The sequence below is a fragment of the Pseudomonas sp. H3_D04 genome, from assembly GCF_054669175.1.
In genome coordinates this window covers 1,863,505-1,881,084 of sequence record NZ_CP162801.1, presented here as the reverse complement: position 1 = coordinate 1,881,084, position 17,580 = coordinate 1,863,505, and the positions used below count along the sequence as shown (strand labels likewise).

The window sequence follows — 17,580 nt, the reverse complement described above, 5'->3', positions numbered from 1 at the left end:
ATGCCGAGTGGTCGAAAGCTCGTCATCGGGATTCCTTTCCTGTGGCTGTGCCTGTTTTTCCTGTTGCCGTTCTTCCTGGTGATGAAGATCAGCTTCTCGGAAGCGGCCCTGGCCATTCCTCCTTACTCCGAGATCTACACCTTCGCCGAGCAGAAATTCCAGCTGCTGCTGAACCTCGGCAACTACTCGCTGCTGACTCAGGATGAGCTGTACATCTCGGCCTACTTCGGCTCGTTGAAGGTCGCGTTTTTAAGCACATTGATGTGCCTGGTGATCGGTTTTCCGATGGCCTACGCGATCACCAAGGCCAGCAAGGAAACGCAAAACGTTTTGCTGCTGCTGATCATGATGCCGACCTGGACCGCGATCCTGATCCGCGTGTATGCGTGGATGGGCATCCTCAGCAACAACGGTTTGCTCAACGGTTTTTTGATGTGGACCGGGCTGACCGATCACCCGATCGAGATCCTCAACACCAACACGGCCGTGTATATCGGTGTGGTTTACGCCTACTTGCCGTTCATGGTGCTGCCGCTGTACGCCAACCTGGTCAAGCACGATCAAAGCTTGCTGGAGGCGGCGTCGGATCTGGGTTCGAGCAACTTCAATAACTTCTGGAAAATCACCGTGCCGCTGGCCAAGAACGGGATCATTGCCGGTTGCATGCTGGTGTTCATTCCGGTGGTCGGTGAATTCGTGATTCCGGAGCTGCTGGGCGGCCCTGAGACACTGATGATCGGTCGCGTGCTGTGGCAAGAGTTCTTCAATAACCGCGACTGGCCGGTGGCGTCTGCCCTGGCGGTGGTGATGCTGTTAATCCTGATTGTGCCGATTCTGCTGTTCAACCGCAGCCAGGCCAAAGAGATGGAGGCACGGGGATGAAACGCTTCGGATTTTCAAAGTTCATGCTGATTTTCGGCCTGTCGTTTATCTACTTGCCGATGCTGATTCTGGTGATCTACTCGTTCAACGCTTCCAAACTGGTGACGGTCTGGGGCGGCTGGTCGTTCAAGTGGTACGCCGGTCTGCTCGACAACACGCAACTGATGGGCTCGGTGGTGCGCTCGCTGGAAATCGCCTGCTACACGGCGATTGCGGCGGTGGCGCTGGGGACGTTGGCGGCATTCGTGCTGACTCGCGTGACGCGCTTCAAGGGTCGCACCTTGTTTGGCGGTCTGGTGACCGCGCCGCTGGTGATGCCGGAAGTCATCACCGGCCTGTCGCTGTTGCTGCTGTTCGTGGCGATGGCGCAGTTGATCGGCTGGCCGATGGAACGTGGCATCGTCACCATCTGGATCGCCCACACCACGTTCTGTGCGGCGTATGTCGCGGTGGTGGTCTCGGCGCGTTTGCGTGAGCTGGATTTGTCCATCGAAGAAGCGGCGATGGACCTTGGGGCGAAGCCGTTCAAGGTGTTTTTCCTGATCACCATTCCGATGATCGCGCCGTCACTGGCGGCCGGCGGCATGATGTCGTTTGCCCTGTCGCTGGATGACCTGGTGTTGGCGAGTTTCGTCTCGGGGCCGGGTTCGACGACCTTGCCGATGGAAGTGTTCTCGGCGGTACGTCTGGGGGTGAAGCCTGAGATCAACGCCGTGGCGAGTTTGATTCTGTTGGCCGTTTCGATCGTGACCTTCATGGTCTGGTACTTCAGCCGCCGTGCCGAAGCCACCCGCAAACGTGCGATCCAGGAAGCGATGGACCAGACCGCGAGCGAATCGTGGCAGCAACCTGAAAAGCGAATGGTGGAAGCGGCGGTTTAGGTTGTTGAGTTAACTGTGGCGAGGGAGCTTGCTCCCGCTTGAGTGCGCAGCACTCACACAATTGGCAGGGTTGCCAGAATTCTTGGGGCCGCTTCGCAGCCAAGCGGGAGCAAGCTCCCTCGCCACAGGTTGTGTATTGCCCCACAGGTTTTGTGTTTACCGCATTTTTGCTTTGTGTCACTGAATAAAAAGAATGGAGTTGTACCGATGAAAATGTTTGGCAGGACTCTGCTGACACTGTCCTTAGTGGGCGCGATTGCCACCGTTGCCCAGGCCAATGACAAGGTTCTGCGCGTCTACAATTGGTCGGATTACATCGCCCCGGACACCGTCAAGAAGTTCGAAGACGAGACCGGCATCCGCGTGACCTACGATGTGTTCGACAGCAATGAAACCCTTGAAGCTCGTCTGCTCGCTGGCAAGTCCGGCTACGACATCGTGGTGCCGTCCAACAGTTTCCTGGCCAAGCAGATCAAGGCCGGGGTCTATCAGGAACTGGACAAGTCGAAGCTGTCGAACTGGAAAAACCTCAACCCGGTGCTGCTGAAAAACGCGTCCGCCAGTGACCCGGATAACGGCCACGCTTTCCCGTACATGTGGGGTTCGATCGGCATTGGCTTCAACCCGGCCAAGGTCAAGGAAGTGCTCGGCGCCAATGCACCGACCAACTCCTGGGACTTGCTGTTCAAACCGGAAAACGCGGAAAAACTGAAAGCGTGCGGCATCAGCTTCCTCGACTCGCCTACAGAAATGCTCCCGGCGGCCCTGCACTACCTGGGTTATCCGGTGAACTCCCAGGACAAGGCTCAGATCGCCGAAGCCGAAGCGCTGTTCATGAAAATTCGGCCGTCGGTGGCGTACTTCCATTCGTCGAAATACATCTCCGACCTGGCCAACGGCAACATCTGCGTCGCGGTCGGTTACTCCGGGGACGTGCTGCAAGCCAAGGCGCGAGCCCAGGAAGCGGGCGACAAAGTGAAGATCGATTACAGCATTCCGAAAGAAGGGGCCGGCAGCTTCTACGACATGGTCGCGATCCCCAAGGACGCGGCGAACGTGGAGAACGCCTACCTGTTCATGAACTTCCTGATGCGCCCGGACATCATCGCCGAGATCACCAACAACATCGGCTACAGCAACGCCAATGCGGCGGCCACACCGTTGGTGGATGAGGCCATCCGGGATGATCCGGGGTCGTATCCGCCGCAAGCGGTCATGGCGACGCTGTATGCGATTCCGGATATGCCGATCGGCGTTCAGCGCGTGATGACTCGGGGCTGGACGCGGGTGAAACTCGGGAAATAGTCGCTCAATGATCGTTCCCACGCGTGGGAACGATCACTATCAAAGTTTCCGTTCACGTAGCGCCTTACCACCGCTGCATCCTCTCTGACGAACGGCCTCACCTGGCTTCCTCGGTTAAGGTGAACTTAGGCGCCCTCCTCGGGCGCCTTTTTTTATGCAAGGGCCAGCGGCCATTCCGCCAGCGCCCGATACCGCCCCTTATGGGATTCAAACAAGACAAAGCGATCAGCCCGCAGGACAAACTCGGGCGGCGTCGCGGACTCAGGCACCGGCATTCGATAATCACGCATCAACGTCAGGTGCGGCCGAAACGCCTTCGGCGTCTCTTCAACGCCAAACGGCAACATCGCCTGTTCCAGCGCATACACCAGACGCAACAACTCCGGCGGTGCCTGCTCCGGCGCCAGGACCAACACCCCTGCCCGGCGCCAGACCTCCATTCGATCCAGCGCCAACCTCAGCGGTATACCCGGTATGTGGACCTTCCCGGCCGCCGTACAGATCTCGCCAATCTGCGCCACGCCGACAGCCCCCAAAAACAACAATGTCAGGTGAAAGTTTTCCGCCGGCACCGGACGCCCGCTGCGCAGCTCAAGGGCGCTGCGCCATTGAGCAATGGCCTTGCGCTGCTCCGGCGGGCAATTGAGTGCGAAAAACAGCCGCTTGAACGGTTCACGGGATTCGTCAGTCATGCCTGGCAGCTCCTGACATGCACGTTATAGTTGAACCAACCGAATCAACGGGAGGGGGCCATGCGACAGATCATCAGCAAAGAGCCATGGTGGGCAATGCCGCCGAAACCGGGGCAGGATGAGTCCGAGCTGGAATGGGGCTGGCTGGTTCACTATAGCGAAGGTGAGCCGCGCTTCGAATTCGTCAGGGAGCGGCCGACGGACAGCGAGATCCGCAACCGCAAAAGTTGCAGGATCACCCCGTCGCCGGAGTGATCCTTTCGACGGGATCAGGCCTTCACGATCATTTCAAAACCACCAAAGACCAGGCGCTGGCCATCGAAGGGCATCGGATTGACGTCCGGCTGCATCCGCGGATCGTTCATCATTTTGTCCATGCCCGCATTACGGGTGGCCTTGTCCGGCCAGATGATCCAACTGAACACCACGGTTTCGTCCTCCTTGAGTTTCACCGCCATGGGAAACGAGGTTACTTTGCCGTCCGGCACGTCGTCGCCCCAGCATTCAGCGACGCTGAGCGCGCCACATTCCTTGAAAATGACCGCAGCGGTCTCAGCGTGTTTCTTGAATTTTTCGCGGTTGGCGGTGGGCACGGCAGCGAGGAAGCCATCAACGTAGGACATGGTGTTTCTCCTTCGGTTATGGAACGGTCTGCTGGGTAGTCGATTCTTTCGGGCTCCAATCGACAGCGCCGCCGCCCGAACTGACCGACGGTACGTCGGCGCTCTCCGCCAGGTTGCCCTCGATCTGCGCCGCCATGTACAGCGTCCCCGCCATGACGCCGGAGGTCGGGTTCTGCACCAGTTTCATCCAGGCCTTGTCGAACGTATTGCCCAGGCTGGCGCGAATCAGCGCTTCGCTGTCCGGCCGGTCATTGGCCTGAATAATCGCCCGAATGCCGGCTACCCCCACCGAAATCAGTGCGCCGGCCAGTTTCCCGGCTGCTGCGGCCACCGCACTGGCCGCGCCTCGCGGGGCCATTTCGGCCTCCATCCGTTGACTGGCGCGCTTGGCCACCGGCGCCATGGCGGTGTCGGTCGAATCAACGCCTTTGTCGCCCCCCGCCTTGTGGATTTTCTCGATCAACGCCGCGTAGGCCGGCAACGAATTCAGCGGTTGGGTGTGCACGACCTGATACAGCGACGCATCACGCGCGGGCGGTGGCCCGAGTGCAATCGCGGGAATTTTCTGGATGCGGCCGTTGAGCTGGGCCATCGGCACGCCGTGGCGCTGGGAGATTCGCTGCAGTTCCTCCTGAAGAATGTCCACGTAGAAGGCCGTCGCCAAGCCGAGAATCGCGTCGGGATCGATCTCTACCGCGACCGGCGCCAGCACGCGTTTCTGGTATTGCTCCAGCAGGTAGGCCGCCAGGCGCTTGGCCGAGGCATCCTGCTCACCCTTGGCACTGAGGCTGTACCAGCTGACCTTCACCGATAGCCATTCCTGGGTCCAGTAACTGCTGAACCAGGGAATGAAGTTCTCTTCGGTCAGTTGGTAGACCCGCGTGCGCCAGTAATCCATGGCGCCCCGGGCATAGATTTTGGTCTGCTCGGTCGCGGACTGCGACGCGGCGACAATCTCCTGGTCCACCTGCCGCCAGGTGCTTTGCGACACCACCACGACCGGCGCCACCACCGGGGCACGCACAGGCGTGGCGCATCCCGCCAACACCACCATCACGGGGACGATCAGCGAACGCAGGTTCAAGATCGCGGTTCCTACAGTGTTCCCCGGACGGTATGTCCGGTGTTCAAAGGACTGTTTATTTGAGTATAGGTGGCGGGGTTTGTTCGTTTGGAGCTGGTGGTGTTTTCCAGGGCCTCATCGCGAGCAGGGTCGCTCCCACAGTGGTCTGTGGTGAAACACAGGCTTGCGAACGACGCCAATCCATGTGGGAGCGCGCCTGCTCGCGATGGGGCCCTGAAGATCACCATCAACGGCGTCGATACTCACCATCGCGACGATTGCCTTCCGCTAAAAAACCGCCAGGCGCAGGATCAACCCATCCCAAGGCAAAACCCCACACCGGAGGGGAAAATCATGTTGATCCATCTGCTGACCTGCCTGGCCCTGACGGCCGTTACGCTGACTGTCTTTTCCTACATCGTCCTCGCCAAGGAGCGCAGATCATGATCCACGCCATTACCCTTTGCGTAAGCTTCCCGGTGTTCGGTAACAACTTCTATTCGCAGCCATTCGTCTCTCGCAAAGAGCTGTCACTGGTGTTCGACAAAAACTTCGAGGCATTGCTGATACCGGCAGCCGCGAACCACTTCAACAATGAAGTGGTCGGGCTCAACGATCAATTCCGGTTCCTCAATGACGTGTTGGTTGAACACCTGCTGGAGATCGAATTGGCCCAGAGCGCACCTCGGTCTTCGCGTCAGTTCACGTTTTAGGATCAGGCGGGCCGACGAACGGCCCTCACCTTGCCACTATTGCCTCCGCCGCAAAAAAATCGGTCCGCACCGTCGGACTCAAGCCCTGACACGCCGACGCCGGTTGGTAGCGTGAGGCTTTCCAGCACCTCGCCGGTGTTCGGGTCTACTCGCCGCAATTCACCTTCCTCACCTTCCCAAGTGCCGTGCCAGAGCGCGCCTTCCACCCAGGTGACCCCGGTGACGAAACGGTTGGACTCGATCGTGCGAAGAATCTTGCCGGTGTCGGGGTCGATTTGATGGATCTTGCGCTCGCGATACTGGCCCACCCAAAGCGTGCCTTCAGCCCAGGCGAGCCCTGAGTCGCCCCCACCGCCGGGCGCCGGAATGGTGCCGAGTACACGACCATTCGAAGGATCGATCTTCTGAATGCGATCCTCGGCGATCTGGTACAGGTGCCGGCCGTCAAAGGCTGTTCCGGCATGCGCGGCGACATCGATGGAACGAGGCGTCTTACCGCTTACAGGGTCGAGGGCGTTGAGTTTTTCTCCGGAGGCGAACCAGACATGCTCGCCGTCATAAGAAACGCCATGCACGGCGTCGACGCCCGGAAAAGGTCCGTATTCGTGAATGATCTCGGCAGATGATTGCTTCATGGTTGCATCCTCTTCGTTGGGTGGTGGGATGGATCCTAGTCACCCGGCACCCAAGCTGTGAGTAACAAAGTCGTCGCGAATCCAGGCAGCGGCGGCGTCATCCAGCGCCGGGCGCGCCCGCGACCAAACGATTGCACTTTGCCGGCGGTTGCCAGCGAATCGAGGGCCCGTTGCACCGTGCGTTGACTGGCCTTCAGCGCCAGGGCCAGCGCCGAACTCGACCATGATTCCCCGTCGGCGAGGAAGGCCAGCAGCGCCGCCTGCGGCTCTTCGACGGGCCACGCCAGCACGACAACGTCATCAGCACTCTCTGGTTGCAGCGCAAACCCGCGTTTCGTCGCACTGATACCGGCCAGGGGTTTCAGCGCTTTGCGAAGCCGACCGATTTCGACGCGCAGTCTGGCGCGATGGGATTCATCGGTGAGCTTCTGGCGAAAGGCCTGGGTGATCAGTGTTTCCCGCGCCACATCCTCGGGCCAGGCTTCGGCCAACGCCCGCACGAGGGCGAACAACACCGGTCGTTTGGCCAGGGACACCGACATCCCCGCGCCGCGCACGCCGTATCGGCACGCGTCGACGACCAGAGACGGTGAACTCAGCAATGCTTCCACCTCATCCAGCCGCAGGGGGCGTTCTTCACCCCGGGCAATCAGTCGCGCAGCGGGCGTGTCGAGGACTTGAGCGGCGTGTTCAACTTCGGCGGTGAGCGCGGGAATACCGGCGTCTGAGGCCGCACGTTCGGCCCTTTCGAGCGCAGACCGCGCCCTTCTTGTTTCGAGTCGCCGCACGGCGATCCCGGCCACCACTAATTCATGAACGACGCGCAATGCCGGCGGCAGCGGTGCGGGGTCGAGCTCGGCGAGCAAACGGTCGACCTCATCCAGACGCCCGATCAACAACAAACGTCGAACCTGCAAATACCGCGCATGGGCCGCATTCGCGCCATCGCCATGCGCCTGCAAAGTCACTCGCGCCGCTTCGAGCGCCTTCACCGGCCAGCCGAGATCCCGTGAAGCCAGGGCGATTTCGGCCTCGGCGACCACGCACCGCGCCCGGGCCACAGGCGCTTTCGGACCGAAGGCGCGTGCGGCGCTGCGCACCAACGCCTTGGCCCGGACCAGATCGCCCAATTGCGCCATGGCGATGCCGCGAAGCGCCAGCGCAGGGGCATCGTCGCGCAAGGCAACCCGGTTCAGCGCACCGAGGGGATCGCCCGCCGCGAGTGCGTGCGCTGCGGCGGTGATCAGTGAGTCCATTTAAATTGCGCCACAGGTGTCACTCCCACGGTTCGGTGCCCGTAGATGAGTTTATCTCACGCCCACCCAACCTGTGGGAGCGAGCCTGCTCGCGAAGAGGCCGGCACATCCAACATCGATGACGACTGATCCAGCGCTTTCGCGAGCAGGCTCGCTCCTACAGGGAATGTGCTTGACCAACGGGGGTGGTCACCGCGGGCGTTTGGCGTCTTGCAACCACTCGCGCGGGCTGGAACCGGTTTTACGACGAAACGCCCGGGCCAGCGCCGAGGGGCTTTCGTAGCCGACTTCATCGGCGATCAGCGCGATGGACTTGCCCTCACGCAAGCGTTTCTGCGCCAGGCTGATCCGCCAGCTCACCAGATAGTCGACCGGCGTCTGCCCCACCACCGAGCGAAAGTAGTCGGCGAAACTGGCCCGGGACATATTGGCTGCCGCCGACAGTTCGGCCACGGTCCAGGCCTTGCCGGGCGCGTCGTGCATCAGGCTCAAGGGGCGCGCCAGGCGTGGGTCGGCGAGACCGGCCATCATCCCGGGCGTCTGGTCACGGCTGGTCAGGATGTGCCGCAACAACTGAATCACCAGCAGTTCGAACAGCCGATCCATCATCGCTTCGCGACCACAAATGCCGCCGAACGCCTCGCTGAACAGCCAGTCCAGCGTGCCGGCCAGGGTCGGGATGCTGTCGAGTTTGAGCACCAGGTATTCAGGCAGCGCGGCCGCCAGGGCGTTGCCCGCCCCACCGTCGAACTCCAGAGAGGCGCACACCAATTGAGTGCCCGACGCTTCGCTGGCGAACAAGCGGTGACGATAAGGTCGCGGGAAAAAAATCAGCGTCGGTTCATTGAGCTGCAGGACTCGCTCATCAGCCAGTTTGAGCGTCAGTTCGCCAGCCTGAAGCAAATGCAGGTGTCCGGTGGCCTGGTCGCCATCGAAGGACGTGACGCCGCAAAAATCGCCACTGTGGAAAGTGCCGGCACTGACACCGAAATGCGTGAGCAAGGTGGACAAGCGATCCATGGAACGACTCCCCGGGGAACATATCTGGACGATCTGTCGCATATCCTCGACGATTTGCACCCTTAAGGCCAGCAATGATCCATAGCATGGACCCCGTACCCAGCGCATACCGCGCTTGAATCGACGGAGTCTCAACATGAGCCGCATCGCCCCCCTGAACCTTGAACACGCCACCGACACCACTCGCCCGCTGCTGGAAGGCGTGCAGAAAAAAATCGGCTTCTTGCCCAACGTCTTCAAGACGCTGGCCCATGCCCCCGCCGTCCTGTCGGCCTATCTGCAACAGTCGGTGGCCCTGGGCAAAACGTCCCTGAGCGCCCCTGAAAAAGAAGCGATCTTTCTGGCCACTTCGCAGGTCAACGGTTGCGACTACTGCCTGGCGGCGCACACCGTGTTTGCCGGCAAGGCCGGGCTGTCCGCGCAAGACATCGTCAGTGCTCGACACGGCCAACTCAACGCATTTGCCACGCTGGCCCGGCAAATCACCGAAAGTCGCGGCCACCTGAGTAACGAGCAGATTGAAGCGGCGCGTGCAGCCGGCATCACCGATGCCAAGATCATCGAGGTGGTCGCCCACATTGCCTCGCAGACGCTGACCAATTACCTCAACAACCTGGCCCTGACCGACATCGACTTCCCTGCCATCGATGCTTGAGGCGGATGTCTGACCCGAGGAGTACACCCCATGAGCACTGTGACGCTTTACACCACCGACACCTGCCCTTATTGCCGCAATGCCAAGGCGCTGCTGGCCAGCAAAGGCATCGCCAGCCAGGAGATCAATGTTCAATCGAACCCCGGAAAATTCCAGGAAATGCTCACCCGCAGCGGTCGTCGCAGCGTGCCGCAGATATTCATCGGTGACACCCATGTCGGAGGCTTCGACGACCTGGCCAAACTGGACCGTCAAGGTGCCCTGCTATCGATGCTGGCCTGAAGCTGCAATCCAAACCCCCTCCCTTTAACCGGCAAGACTTCTATCAGCCCATAGAAGTCTTGCCACGTCGTATTGCCACTATTCATTAAATTTTTGCTAGGTTGTACGATGACCGATGAGTCATTCATAACAACAAGGAACTCCCCATGAAAAAAGTGAAAGTGCTGATTGGTTTTCTGTGCCTCTTTAGTGGCTACGTGATGGCAGCCCCTGCTCCGGGCGAGAAGGATGTGGCGCAGGCGGTGGACCATCTGACGCAAGCCATGCTCAACAAGAACATCCCCGAACTGAAAGCGCTTACTGCTGAGAACCTGACCTACGGGCACTCGAGCGGCAAGGTCCAGGACAAGAAAGACTTCATCGCCGATATCGAAACGGGCAAGAGCGCTTTCAAAACCCTGGAAATGCAGAACCAGACCATCACCGTCTCGGGTGATGTAGCGCTGGTTCGTCATCATTTTTCGGCACAGGCGATCAAGGGCACCGAGGTGGTCCCGACTGAAATCGAAAACTTCCAGATCTGGCAAAAGAAAGCTGGCAAATGGTTGCTGGTAGGCCGGCAAGCCTTCCGCATCTGAATAAAAAAATCCCGCCCAAGGTGACTTGAGCGGGATTTTTCATACAGGCAGCCTTATCGAGACAGCTGCTTATCAGGCCACAACCGGAATCATCGGATCCGCAGCCGCCAGCGCAGTTGCGCGGTCAGCGGCCGGCGGATAGATCCACACCGTATTGATCTGGGTCTTCAGCGATTTGCCTTCCTCCTTGACCAGTTTCACCTGGCGATCCCAACCCTCGGTGTACACCGCGCCCCACGCACCCAGATCCAGACAAGTAACGTACTTGGGCTGGCTGTACGCCTTCGGCGACACGCCCAGGATTTGCGCAGCGACGTTGTTGCCGGCATGACGCCCCAGCGAGATCGCGTGCTGGCAGGTCATCATGGCGTAGTTGCCGATGTCATCCGCGGCGGCATAAGCCACATCACCGGTGGCAAAGATGTCGTCCTGACCGATGACTTTCAGGTGGGCGTCAACGTGCAGGCGACCGAGGTGGTCGCGTTCGGCCGGGATCTGCTCGGTCAGCGAGCTTGCCCGCACCCCGGTGGTCCAGACCACAGTCTTGGCGTCGATGCGTTGGCCATCGGCCAGGGTCACACCGTTTTCATCGACAGCAACGACCGACGACTTCAAGCGCCATTTCACGCCCAGCTCAGTGCTGGCTTCGGCGATCGACTGGCTGATTTCGCTGCCCATGGACGCCCCGACTTTTTCACCGCGATCGACAATGATCACTTCAATGTCAGCGTCCTCGCCGAGGATGGCCCGCAGACGCGCCGGCATTTCAGTCGCCGTTTCAATCCCGGTAAAGCCGCCACCGGCCACAACCACGGTGTTTCGAGCTTTACTTTGCGGCAGGTTGGCCAGGGATTTCAGATGGTTTTCCAGGCGTATCGCCTGTTCAATCTGGTCCACGTCAAAGGCGTGTTGGGCCACGCCCGGAGTGTTGGGCAACGCGAGACCGCTGCCGGTGGCCAGAACGAGTTTGTCGTAGCTGCACACCTGTTCGGTACCCGATGCATCGGTGTAGCCGACTTGTTTTTGCTGCACGTCGATGGATTGCGCTGCGCCCTTGATGAACTTCACACCGACGGCATCGAACAGGTCGCCAAGGGGTGCTGCCAGTTGATGAGCATTCGGCTCGTAGAAGCGTGGACGCACCCGCAGCTCGGCCTGAGGCGCCAGTACCGTGACGTCTACGTGGTTGTGATCATGGATGTCCAACAGGCGCGTGGCGCTCAATGCCGTCCACATGCCACCGAAACCTGCGCCGATGACCAGAATGTGCTGTTTCATTGTTTTAACTCCGAAGAAGACCAAAGACTGAACTCGTCGCCGAGCTAACAACGGCGACTATAGTGATCCGAGTTACAGGACGCAACAACCTTCTATCGATGGTTATCATCACACATTCAGATACCTCGACAATCCAGACACAAGCTTCGATCTATATGCAGAACGGGACAGACAGGCGATCAAGGGCATGCCGATGCTTCGTTGCACCCCTGACAATCGGCTGGTAATATTGGCGACTCATTCAGTCGGAGATAACCATGTCTCTCTACAGCGCGGGCGTTGAGTACGGCATTCACTGCCTGCTTTTTCTGGTGGGCGATTACGGCGACAGCCGTGAGGCAAGCGTGCGCGACCTCGCTGAGCTGCAAGGCGTGCCGCTGGACTACCTGGCGAAAATTTTCACCAAACTGGCCAAGGCCAAACTGGTGGTCGCGACCGAGGGTGTGCGCGGCGGGTTCAAACTGGCGCGGCCGGCGGACGAAATCAGCGTGCTGGACATCGTTAACGCCATTGATGGCCAGAAGCTCATCTTCGATTGCCGTGATATCCGTGGGCGTTGCGCGTTGTTTGAAGGCTCCCCGCCGACGTGGGCAGTGGAAGGTCATTGCTCGGTTCACGCCGTCATGATGACCGCGCAGCAACGCATGGAAGACGCCCTCGCCCAGCAGACCATTCTCGACCTTGCCCGCAGGGTCGGACGTAAAGCCCCGGCCGAGTTCGGCGCCCAGGTGGACAACTGGATCAATGATCGTCGGGAAAGGAAAACGGTGACCGGCACTCAGCCCGACGGCGAACAGATCATCCCGGTGACCGATATTTCCGACTGACGATTCGTCTGGGGCGCTCTATGATTAAGGCCCATGACGACCTCCGCTCCGATCCGCTCACCCTGCCCGCCCGGCGCCTGCATCTGCGGGCGAGACCCGTTGCTGGAAACACCGGGCGCGGACGTGCGCATCCTGTTTCTGACCCGACAGGAAGAAAAGCGTCTGCTCGATCGTCTGGAAAACCTGGAAAGCCTGGCTGACCTCGAACGCTTGCAAAACCGCATGTACGCACAACTGGGCATCCGCGTGGACATCGTCCCCAGTTTCAACGAAGTGCGAACCATGCGCGGCATCGGCATCACCCTCGGCGAGTTGCCGGGCTTGTGCCGCAAGACCCGCCAGTCGATCCCCGCCGCGATTCGCCGCAGCCTGGAGAAACGCCCGGAGATCGCCTTCGAGATCCTCAACGCCAATGACCTGTTGCGCGACGCGTGAGGTCCGTACCGATGAATCCCCTTCTCGAATTCCCCGTGACCGACGAAATACTGACGTCCTACGCCCTGGCGATCGGTGCCGATTTGTTGGGTTATCGCAATCACATTTACCGGGTGCTGAACTTCTACCGCGCGATCAGCGGCATTGAAGGCCTGCCCTCCGAAGCCGTGCAGATCGCCGGGGCGTTTCACGACCTGGGCATCTGGACCGATCAAACCATTGATTACCTGGAACCCTCGGTGCGCCTGGCCACCGACTACCTCGCCAATCGGCAACTGTCGCACTTGAGCGGCGAAGTGACGGCACTGATCCTGGAACACCACAAAGTGCGGTCCTATGCTGCCGACCATGCGCTCAGCGTCGAGCCCTTCCGACGCGCCGATATCATTGACGTGTCGCTCGGCCTGCTGACGTTCGGCCTGCCGCGGGCCTACATCAAAACGGTGAAGTCGGTACTGCCCAATCATGGTTTTCACGGGATGCTGCTCCGGCAAACCGCACGGCAATTCCTGCGCTCCCCGCTCAAACCGCTGCCAATGTTTCGCTGGTGATGGAGTCGTCGGGCAGGGATTGGTGCGAAAAGATCAGTTGAATCCGGCCATCGCCAACCATGCTGTAACGCTCATGAGACAGCTGCCCATCACTGTCAATTACTACTGGATATTTCCCAGTTCATACCTACGCTCTTTCGGGGGATACCCCATTTAAAAAAGGTCGGGGGGCCTGACTTCGGTACTTATCAGTACGCAGGAGCTGCTCATGAACCAGACAAAATTAACCCGGTTGTTTGCTGTTTCAATGTTGTTGTCTGCAATGGTTCTACCCGGCATCACCCAAGCGGTCGACAAACCCGCCCCCAACATCGTGGTCATCATGGGCGACGATATTGGCTGGTCCAATATCGGCGTCTACAACCAGGGCATGATGGCCGGCCGGACCCCCAACCTCGACCAGCTCGCTGCAGAAGGCATGCGCTTTACCGACTACTACGCCGAAGCCAGTTGCACCGCCGGGCGTGCCAATTTCATTACCGGTGAACTGCCGATCCGTACCGGCATGACCACGGTCGGCCAGGCCGGCTCACCTGTCGGTATTCCCGCTGAAGCGGTCACCATTGCCACCGCGCTCAAGGCCATGGGTTACTCCACTGGCCAGTTTGGCAAAAACCATCTGGGCGACTTGAACGAATTTCTGCCCACCGTGCACGGGTTCGACGAGTTCTTCGGTTACCTCTATCACCTCGACGCCATGGAAGACCCGGCACACCCCAATTATCCGCAAGAACTTCTGGCCACCGTTGGCCCGCGCAACATGGTCCACAGCTGGGCGACCACCACCGACGATACGACGGTGATGCCGCGCTGGGGCAAGGTCGGCAAACAGAAAATCGAAGACGCCGGTACGCTCTATCCCGAGCGGATGAAAACCGTCGACGACGAAATCCGCGACAAGGCTTTCACCTTCATCGACAAGGCCAAGACCGATAACAAACCGTTCTTCCTGTGGCTGAACCCGACCCGCATGCACATCGTCACGCACCTGTCCGACAAGTACGAAGCGATGCGCAATTCGCAGAATGGCTGGTCGGAGCAGGAAGCCGGCATGGCGCAGCTCGATGACATCGTCGGCGACGTCATGGCCAAGCTGAAAAAAGACGGCATGGATGACAACACCATCGTGATTTTCACCACCGACAACGGCGCGGAGAACTTCACCTGGCCGGATGGCGGCACTACACCGTTTGCCATGGGCAAAGGCACCGTGATGGAAGGTGGCTTCAGGGTTCCGGCGATCGTTCGCTGGCCGGGCAACGTACCGGCCAACACCGTGGCCAATGGCATCATGTCCGGCCTGGACTGGTTCCCGACCCTCGTTGCCGCCGCCGGCAACCCGAACATCGCCACCGAGCTGCTCAAGGGCAAGCAACTGGGCGACAGAACGTACAAGGTCCACCTCGATGGCTATGACCAGACACCGATGATCACCGGTAAAGGTCCGTCGAACCGGCATGAAGTTTTCTACTTCGGCGAAAGTACGCTGGGTGCGATCCGTATCGATGACTTCAAGTACCGCTTCATCGATCAGCCCGGTGGCTGGCTGGGGGCTAAGGTCACGCTGGACATGCCGGTCCTGACCAACCTGCGGCTCGACCCGTTTGAACGCGCCGGGTGGCCGGAAAACATGGCAGCCAGTGGCTCACTGGAGTACTTCGAGTGGTTCAAGTTCCAGTTCTGGCGCTTTGTGTTTGTACAGCAGCAGGTGGTCAAACTGGCTGAAACGGCGGTTGAGTTCCCACCCATGCAAAAAGGCGCGAGCTTCAACCTGGAAGCGGTCAAAGCCAGGATCGAAGCAGCCCGGGCGGCCATGGCCAAGTAGACAGGCGAATTACACGGGTGGCGGATGCCAGCCACCCGCGTTCATGACGGACATCCGCTGAGGTGATCCATGCAATTAAAAACAGCCGTCCTACCCGCCTTCACCCTGTTTGCGCTGTGCTGCCAGCAGGCCCAGGCCGGCGGCATCATGCTCTATGAAATCGGCACCGATAACGTGGGGCTTGCCAACGCCGGTGCCGCCGCCCGTGCACAAGGCCCTTCCACCATCGCCAGCAATCCGGCGGGCATGAGTTATCTGCCAGGTACGCAAATTACCGGCGGATTGCAGGTGCTCTATGGCGACCTGAGCTTTGATCGCGACTCAAACACCAACGGCACGGGCAGCGGCAGTGGCAATGCCTTCGACCCGATTCCCGGCGGCAGCTTTTTCATCAGCCATCAATTCGATGACCACTGGAGCGTCGGATTCGGCAATTACGGCGACTTCGGGTTGGCGGCCAACTACGACAACGACTGGTCCGGGCGCTATTTTGCGCAGAACGTCAGCCTCGCCGGTTTGTCGTTTGTGCCCAGCGTGGCGTATCGCTTCGATGATCAATGGTCGGTAGGCGTCGGTGTGAAAGCCATGTACGGCATGCTGCAAGCGCAAACCGCGATCGATCGTTCACCCTTTGGCTTCACCGACCGCAGCGACGGCCAGTTCAAGTACAAAGACAACGATTGGGGTTTTGGGGCGAATGTGGGAGTGATCTACGCCCCGCAACCCGGCACCCGTATTGGCCTGGCCTACACCGGCAAGGTCGATCTGGACTTCGAAGACCGGCTGGATGTGAAAGGCGACGGCCGTTTGCTGGAGCGCGTCAACAACACCAATACCCAACTCGACATGACCGTGCCGCAAACCGCGACCCTGAGCCTGTTCCAGCAACTCGACCCGCGATGGGCCTTGCTCGCCTCCGTCAACTGGCAGGACTGGTCCGAGTTCGGCGATATCGCGGTGCAAGTCGACACCACCGCAGTCGGTTCACAATCGACCACCGTCGACGCCCATTTCAAAGACACCTGGCAACTGGCCCTGGGCGCGCAGTACCAGGCCACCCCGCAGCTGTTGTGGAATTTCGGCGTGGCTTACGACAGCAGCGCCGTTTCCGACGGCAACCGCACATTTACCGTGCCCATGGACGAATCCTGGCGCGTTGCGGCTGGGGCCACCTATGCTCTGAACAAGGTCACCGACATTAACGTCAGCTGGGCCATGGTCTGGCTTGGCGACATGCCGGTCGACCAGACCAAGTCCACGTCGGGCACTCGAACTTCCGGTCAATTCGACAATGCCTGGATTCAAGCGGTGACCGGAAACATGACCTGGCGTTTTTGATGCCTGCAATCGAAAAAAAAGACAACCCCCATGGAGCACACACCACAATGAACCTGTCCCGGAAATTATTCATCGGCGTCGCATTGACCAGTCTGCTACTCGGGGGCTGCACCTCGAAAGTCACCGAGAAAGACCAGTACTCGGGCTTCCTTACCGACTACAACAACTTGCAGCAAGTCACCACCACCAGCGGCGAAACCGCGATGCGCTGGGTGAGCCCGTCCTGGAATCCAAACGCCTACGACACCGTGGTCTTCAACAAACTGGAGCTCTATCCGGCGCCCAAGCCGACCGAGCGGGTCAATCGGCAAACCCTGGATGAACTGCAGAACTACATGACCAGCAAGGTCAAAGGTGTGTTGGGGCAGAAATACCGCGTGGTATCGAGCGAACAATCAGCGCCGGGCGGTTCAAAAAAACTGATCATGCGCGCGGCGATCACCGGGGTGAATGCCGAAAACGAAGGCATGAGATGGTATGAAGTGGTGCCTGTCGCGGCCGTTGTCGGTGGTGTTTCCGCTGCCAGCGGGCATCGGGATCAGGACTCCACGTTGTTCATCGAGGCCGAGTTTAAAGACGCCAGCACCAACCAGACCGTGGCCAAAGTCGTGCGCAAAGTCTTCGGCAGCACGCTGTCCAATGCCAGCCAGGAAATCACCGCCAAAGACTTCAAAGTGGCGATCGACAAACTGGCCAGCGATTTGCAGGCGTTTGTCCGGTAGCGGCAGCTGCAAAGAACGC

The 17,580-nt window shown here is 59.7% G+C and carries 21 protein-coding genes; 14 read left to right on the top strand and 7 right to left on the bottom strand.

What is annotated here, in order from left to right:
* From AB4N91_RS08875 to AB4N91_RS08865, 3 genes are all read left to right on the top strand, one after another.
* On the top strand, window positions 1-882 hold the full coding sequence (locus AB4N91_RS08875; RefSeq protein ID WP_162179703.1) for an ABC transporter permease subunit: 882 nt from the start codon (window positions 1-3) through the stop codon (window positions 880-882).
* Complete coding sequence (locus AB4N91_RS08870) at window positions 879-1,763, top strand: ABC transporter permease subunit (RefSeq protein ID WP_282411867.1); 885 nt, start codon at window positions 879-881, stop codon at window positions 1,761-1,763. The genes AB4N91_RS08875 and AB4N91_RS08870 overlap by 4 nt, the downstream gene beginning before the upstream one ends.
* A gap of 207 nt (window positions 1,764-1,970) precedes the next feature.
* Window positions 1,971-3,068, top strand: a complete 1,098-nt coding sequence (locus AB4N91_RS08865) for a polyamine ABC transporter substrate-binding protein (protein ID WP_154913584.1) — start codon at window positions 1,971-1,973, stop codon at window positions 3,066-3,068.
* 152 nt (window positions 3,069-3,220) lie between these two features.
* On the opposite strand, the gene thpR is transcribed toward AB4N91_RS08865, so the two are convergent.
* Window positions 3,221-3,760 (bottom strand): RNA 2',3'-cyclic phosphodiesterase, encoded by a 540-nt coding sequence (gene thpR, locus AB4N91_RS08860; protein WP_460112315.1) that lies wholly within the window; start codon window positions 3,758-3,760, stop codon window positions 3,221-3,223.
* Window positions 3,761-3,820: 60 nt separating this feature from the next.
* Between thpR and AB4N91_RS08855 the strand changes: the two genes are divergently transcribed.
* On the top strand, window positions 3,821-4,015 hold the full coding sequence (locus AB4N91_RS08855) for a hypothetical protein (RefSeq protein ID WP_010455448.1): 195 nt from the start codon (window positions 3,821-3,823) through the stop codon (window positions 4,013-4,015).
* A 14-nt stretch (window positions 4,016-4,029) separates the two neighbouring features.
* Here AB4N91_RS08855 and AB4N91_RS08850 read toward each other — a convergent pair whose 3' ends face one another.
* Entirely contained in the window at window positions 4,030-4,383 is a 354-nt protein-coding gene (locus AB4N91_RS08850) for a DUF1428 domain-containing protein (protein WP_010455450.1), read from the bottom strand.
* 16 nt (window positions 4,384-4,399) lie between these two features.
* Window positions 4,400-5,467 (bottom strand): hypothetical protein, encoded by a 1,068-nt coding sequence (locus AB4N91_RS08845; protein ID WP_460112314.1) that lies wholly within the window; start codon window positions 5,465-5,467, stop codon window positions 4,400-4,402.
* A 422-nt stretch (window positions 5,468-5,889) separates the two neighbouring features.
* On the opposite strand from AB4N91_RS08845, the gene AB4N91_RS08840 reads away from it, so the two are divergent.
* On the top strand, window positions 5,890-6,159 hold the full coding sequence (locus AB4N91_RS08840; RefSeq protein WP_010455456.1) for a hypothetical protein: 270 nt from the start codon (window positions 5,890-5,892) through the stop codon (window positions 6,157-6,159).
* A gap of 2 nt (window positions 6,160-6,161) precedes the next feature.
* Here AB4N91_RS08840 and AB4N91_RS08835 read toward each other — a convergent pair whose 3' ends face one another.
* The 3 genes from AB4N91_RS08835 to AB4N91_RS08825 form a co-directional block, all read right to left on the bottom strand.
* Window positions 6,162-6,794: a Vgb family protein gene (locus AB4N91_RS08835; RefSeq protein WP_010455457.1), complete on the bottom strand. Its 633-nt coding sequence runs from the start codon at window positions 6,792-6,794 to the stop codon at window positions 6,162-6,164.
* A gap of 35 nt (window positions 6,795-6,829) precedes the next feature.
* Window positions 6,830-8,050: a helix-turn-helix domain-containing protein gene (locus tag AB4N91_RS08830; protein ID WP_460112313.1), complete on the bottom strand. Its 1,221-nt coding sequence runs from the start codon at window positions 8,048-8,050 to the stop codon at window positions 6,830-6,832.
* Window positions 8,051-8,239: 189 nt separating this feature from the next.
* Complete coding sequence (locus AB4N91_RS08825; protein WP_460112312.1) at window positions 8,240-9,070, bottom strand: helix-turn-helix domain-containing protein; 831 nt, start codon at window positions 9,068-9,070, stop codon at window positions 8,240-8,242.
* A 136-nt stretch (window positions 9,071-9,206) separates the two neighbouring features.
* Between AB4N91_RS08825 and AB4N91_RS08820 the strand changes: the two genes are divergently transcribed.
* The 3 genes from AB4N91_RS08820 (at window position 9,207) to AB4N91_RS08810 (ending at window position 10,585) form a co-directional block, all read left to right on the top strand.
* Entirely contained in the window at window positions 9,207-9,725 is a 519-nt protein-coding gene (locus AB4N91_RS08820; protein ID WP_077749112.1) for a carboxymuconolactone decarboxylase family protein, read from the top strand.
* A 30-nt stretch (window positions 9,726-9,755) separates the two neighbouring features.
* Complete coding sequence (gene grxC, locus AB4N91_RS08815) at window positions 9,756-10,007, top strand: glutaredoxin 3 (protein WP_154912696.1); 252 nt, start codon at window positions 9,756-9,758, stop codon at window positions 10,005-10,007.
* Between the two features lie 146 nt (window positions 10,008-10,153).
* The gene (locus tag AB4N91_RS08810) at window positions 10,154-10,585 is read left to right on the top strand and encodes a nuclear transport factor 2 family protein (protein WP_102595028.1); all 432 of its coding nucleotides are present in this window, start codon (window positions 10,154-10,156) and stop codon (window positions 10,583-10,585) included.
* Between the two features lie 72 nt (window positions 10,586-10,657).
* Here AB4N91_RS08810 and AB4N91_RS08805 read toward each other — a convergent pair whose 3' ends face one another.
* Complete coding sequence (locus tag AB4N91_RS08805) at window positions 10,658-11,863, bottom strand: NAD(P)/FAD-dependent oxidoreductase (protein ID WP_102595027.1); 1,206 nt, start codon at window positions 11,861-11,863, stop codon at window positions 10,658-10,660.
* A 257-nt stretch (window positions 11,864-12,120) separates the two neighbouring features.
* Between AB4N91_RS08805 and AB4N91_RS08800 the strand changes: the two genes are divergently transcribed.
* The 6 genes from AB4N91_RS08800 (at window position 12,121) to AB4N91_RS08775 (ending at window position 17,561) form a co-directional block, all read left to right on the top strand.
* Window positions 12,121-12,690, top strand: a complete 570-nt coding sequence (locus AB4N91_RS08800) for an RrF2 family transcriptional regulator (RefSeq protein ID WP_010455470.1) — start codon at window positions 12,121-12,123, stop codon at window positions 12,688-12,690.
* Window positions 12,691-12,723: 33 nt separating this feature from the next.
* Complete coding sequence (locus AB4N91_RS08795) at window positions 12,724-13,125, top strand: hypothetical protein (RefSeq protein WP_010455472.1); 402 nt, start codon at window positions 12,724-12,726, stop codon at window positions 13,123-13,125.
* Window positions 13,126-13,136: 11 nt separating this feature from the next.
* Window positions 13,137-13,676 carry an HD domain-containing protein gene (locus AB4N91_RS08790; RefSeq protein WP_077749107.1) on the top strand — a complete coding sequence of 180 codons (540 nt, stop codon included), beginning with the start codon at window positions 13,137-13,139 and terminating at the stop codon, window positions 13,674-13,676.
* Window positions 13,677-13,884: 208 nt separating this feature from the next.
* Entirely contained in the window at window positions 13,885-15,501 is a 1,617-nt protein-coding gene (locus AB4N91_RS08785; RefSeq protein ID WP_460112311.1) for an arylsulfatase, read from the top strand.
* 69 nt (window positions 15,502-15,570) lie between these two features.
* Window positions 15,571-16,839: an OmpP1/FadL family transporter gene (locus tag AB4N91_RS08780; protein WP_460112310.1), complete on the top strand. Its 1,269-nt coding sequence runs from the start codon at window positions 15,571-15,573 to the stop codon at window positions 16,837-16,839.
* Between the two features lie 47 nt (window positions 16,840-16,886).
* On the top strand, window positions 16,887-17,561 hold the full coding sequence (locus AB4N91_RS08775) for a DUF3313 domain-containing protein (protein ID WP_010455479.1): 675 nt from the start codon (window positions 16,887-16,889) through the stop codon (window positions 17,559-17,561).
* The last annotated feature ends 19 nt before the right edge of the window (window positions 17,562-17,580 follow it).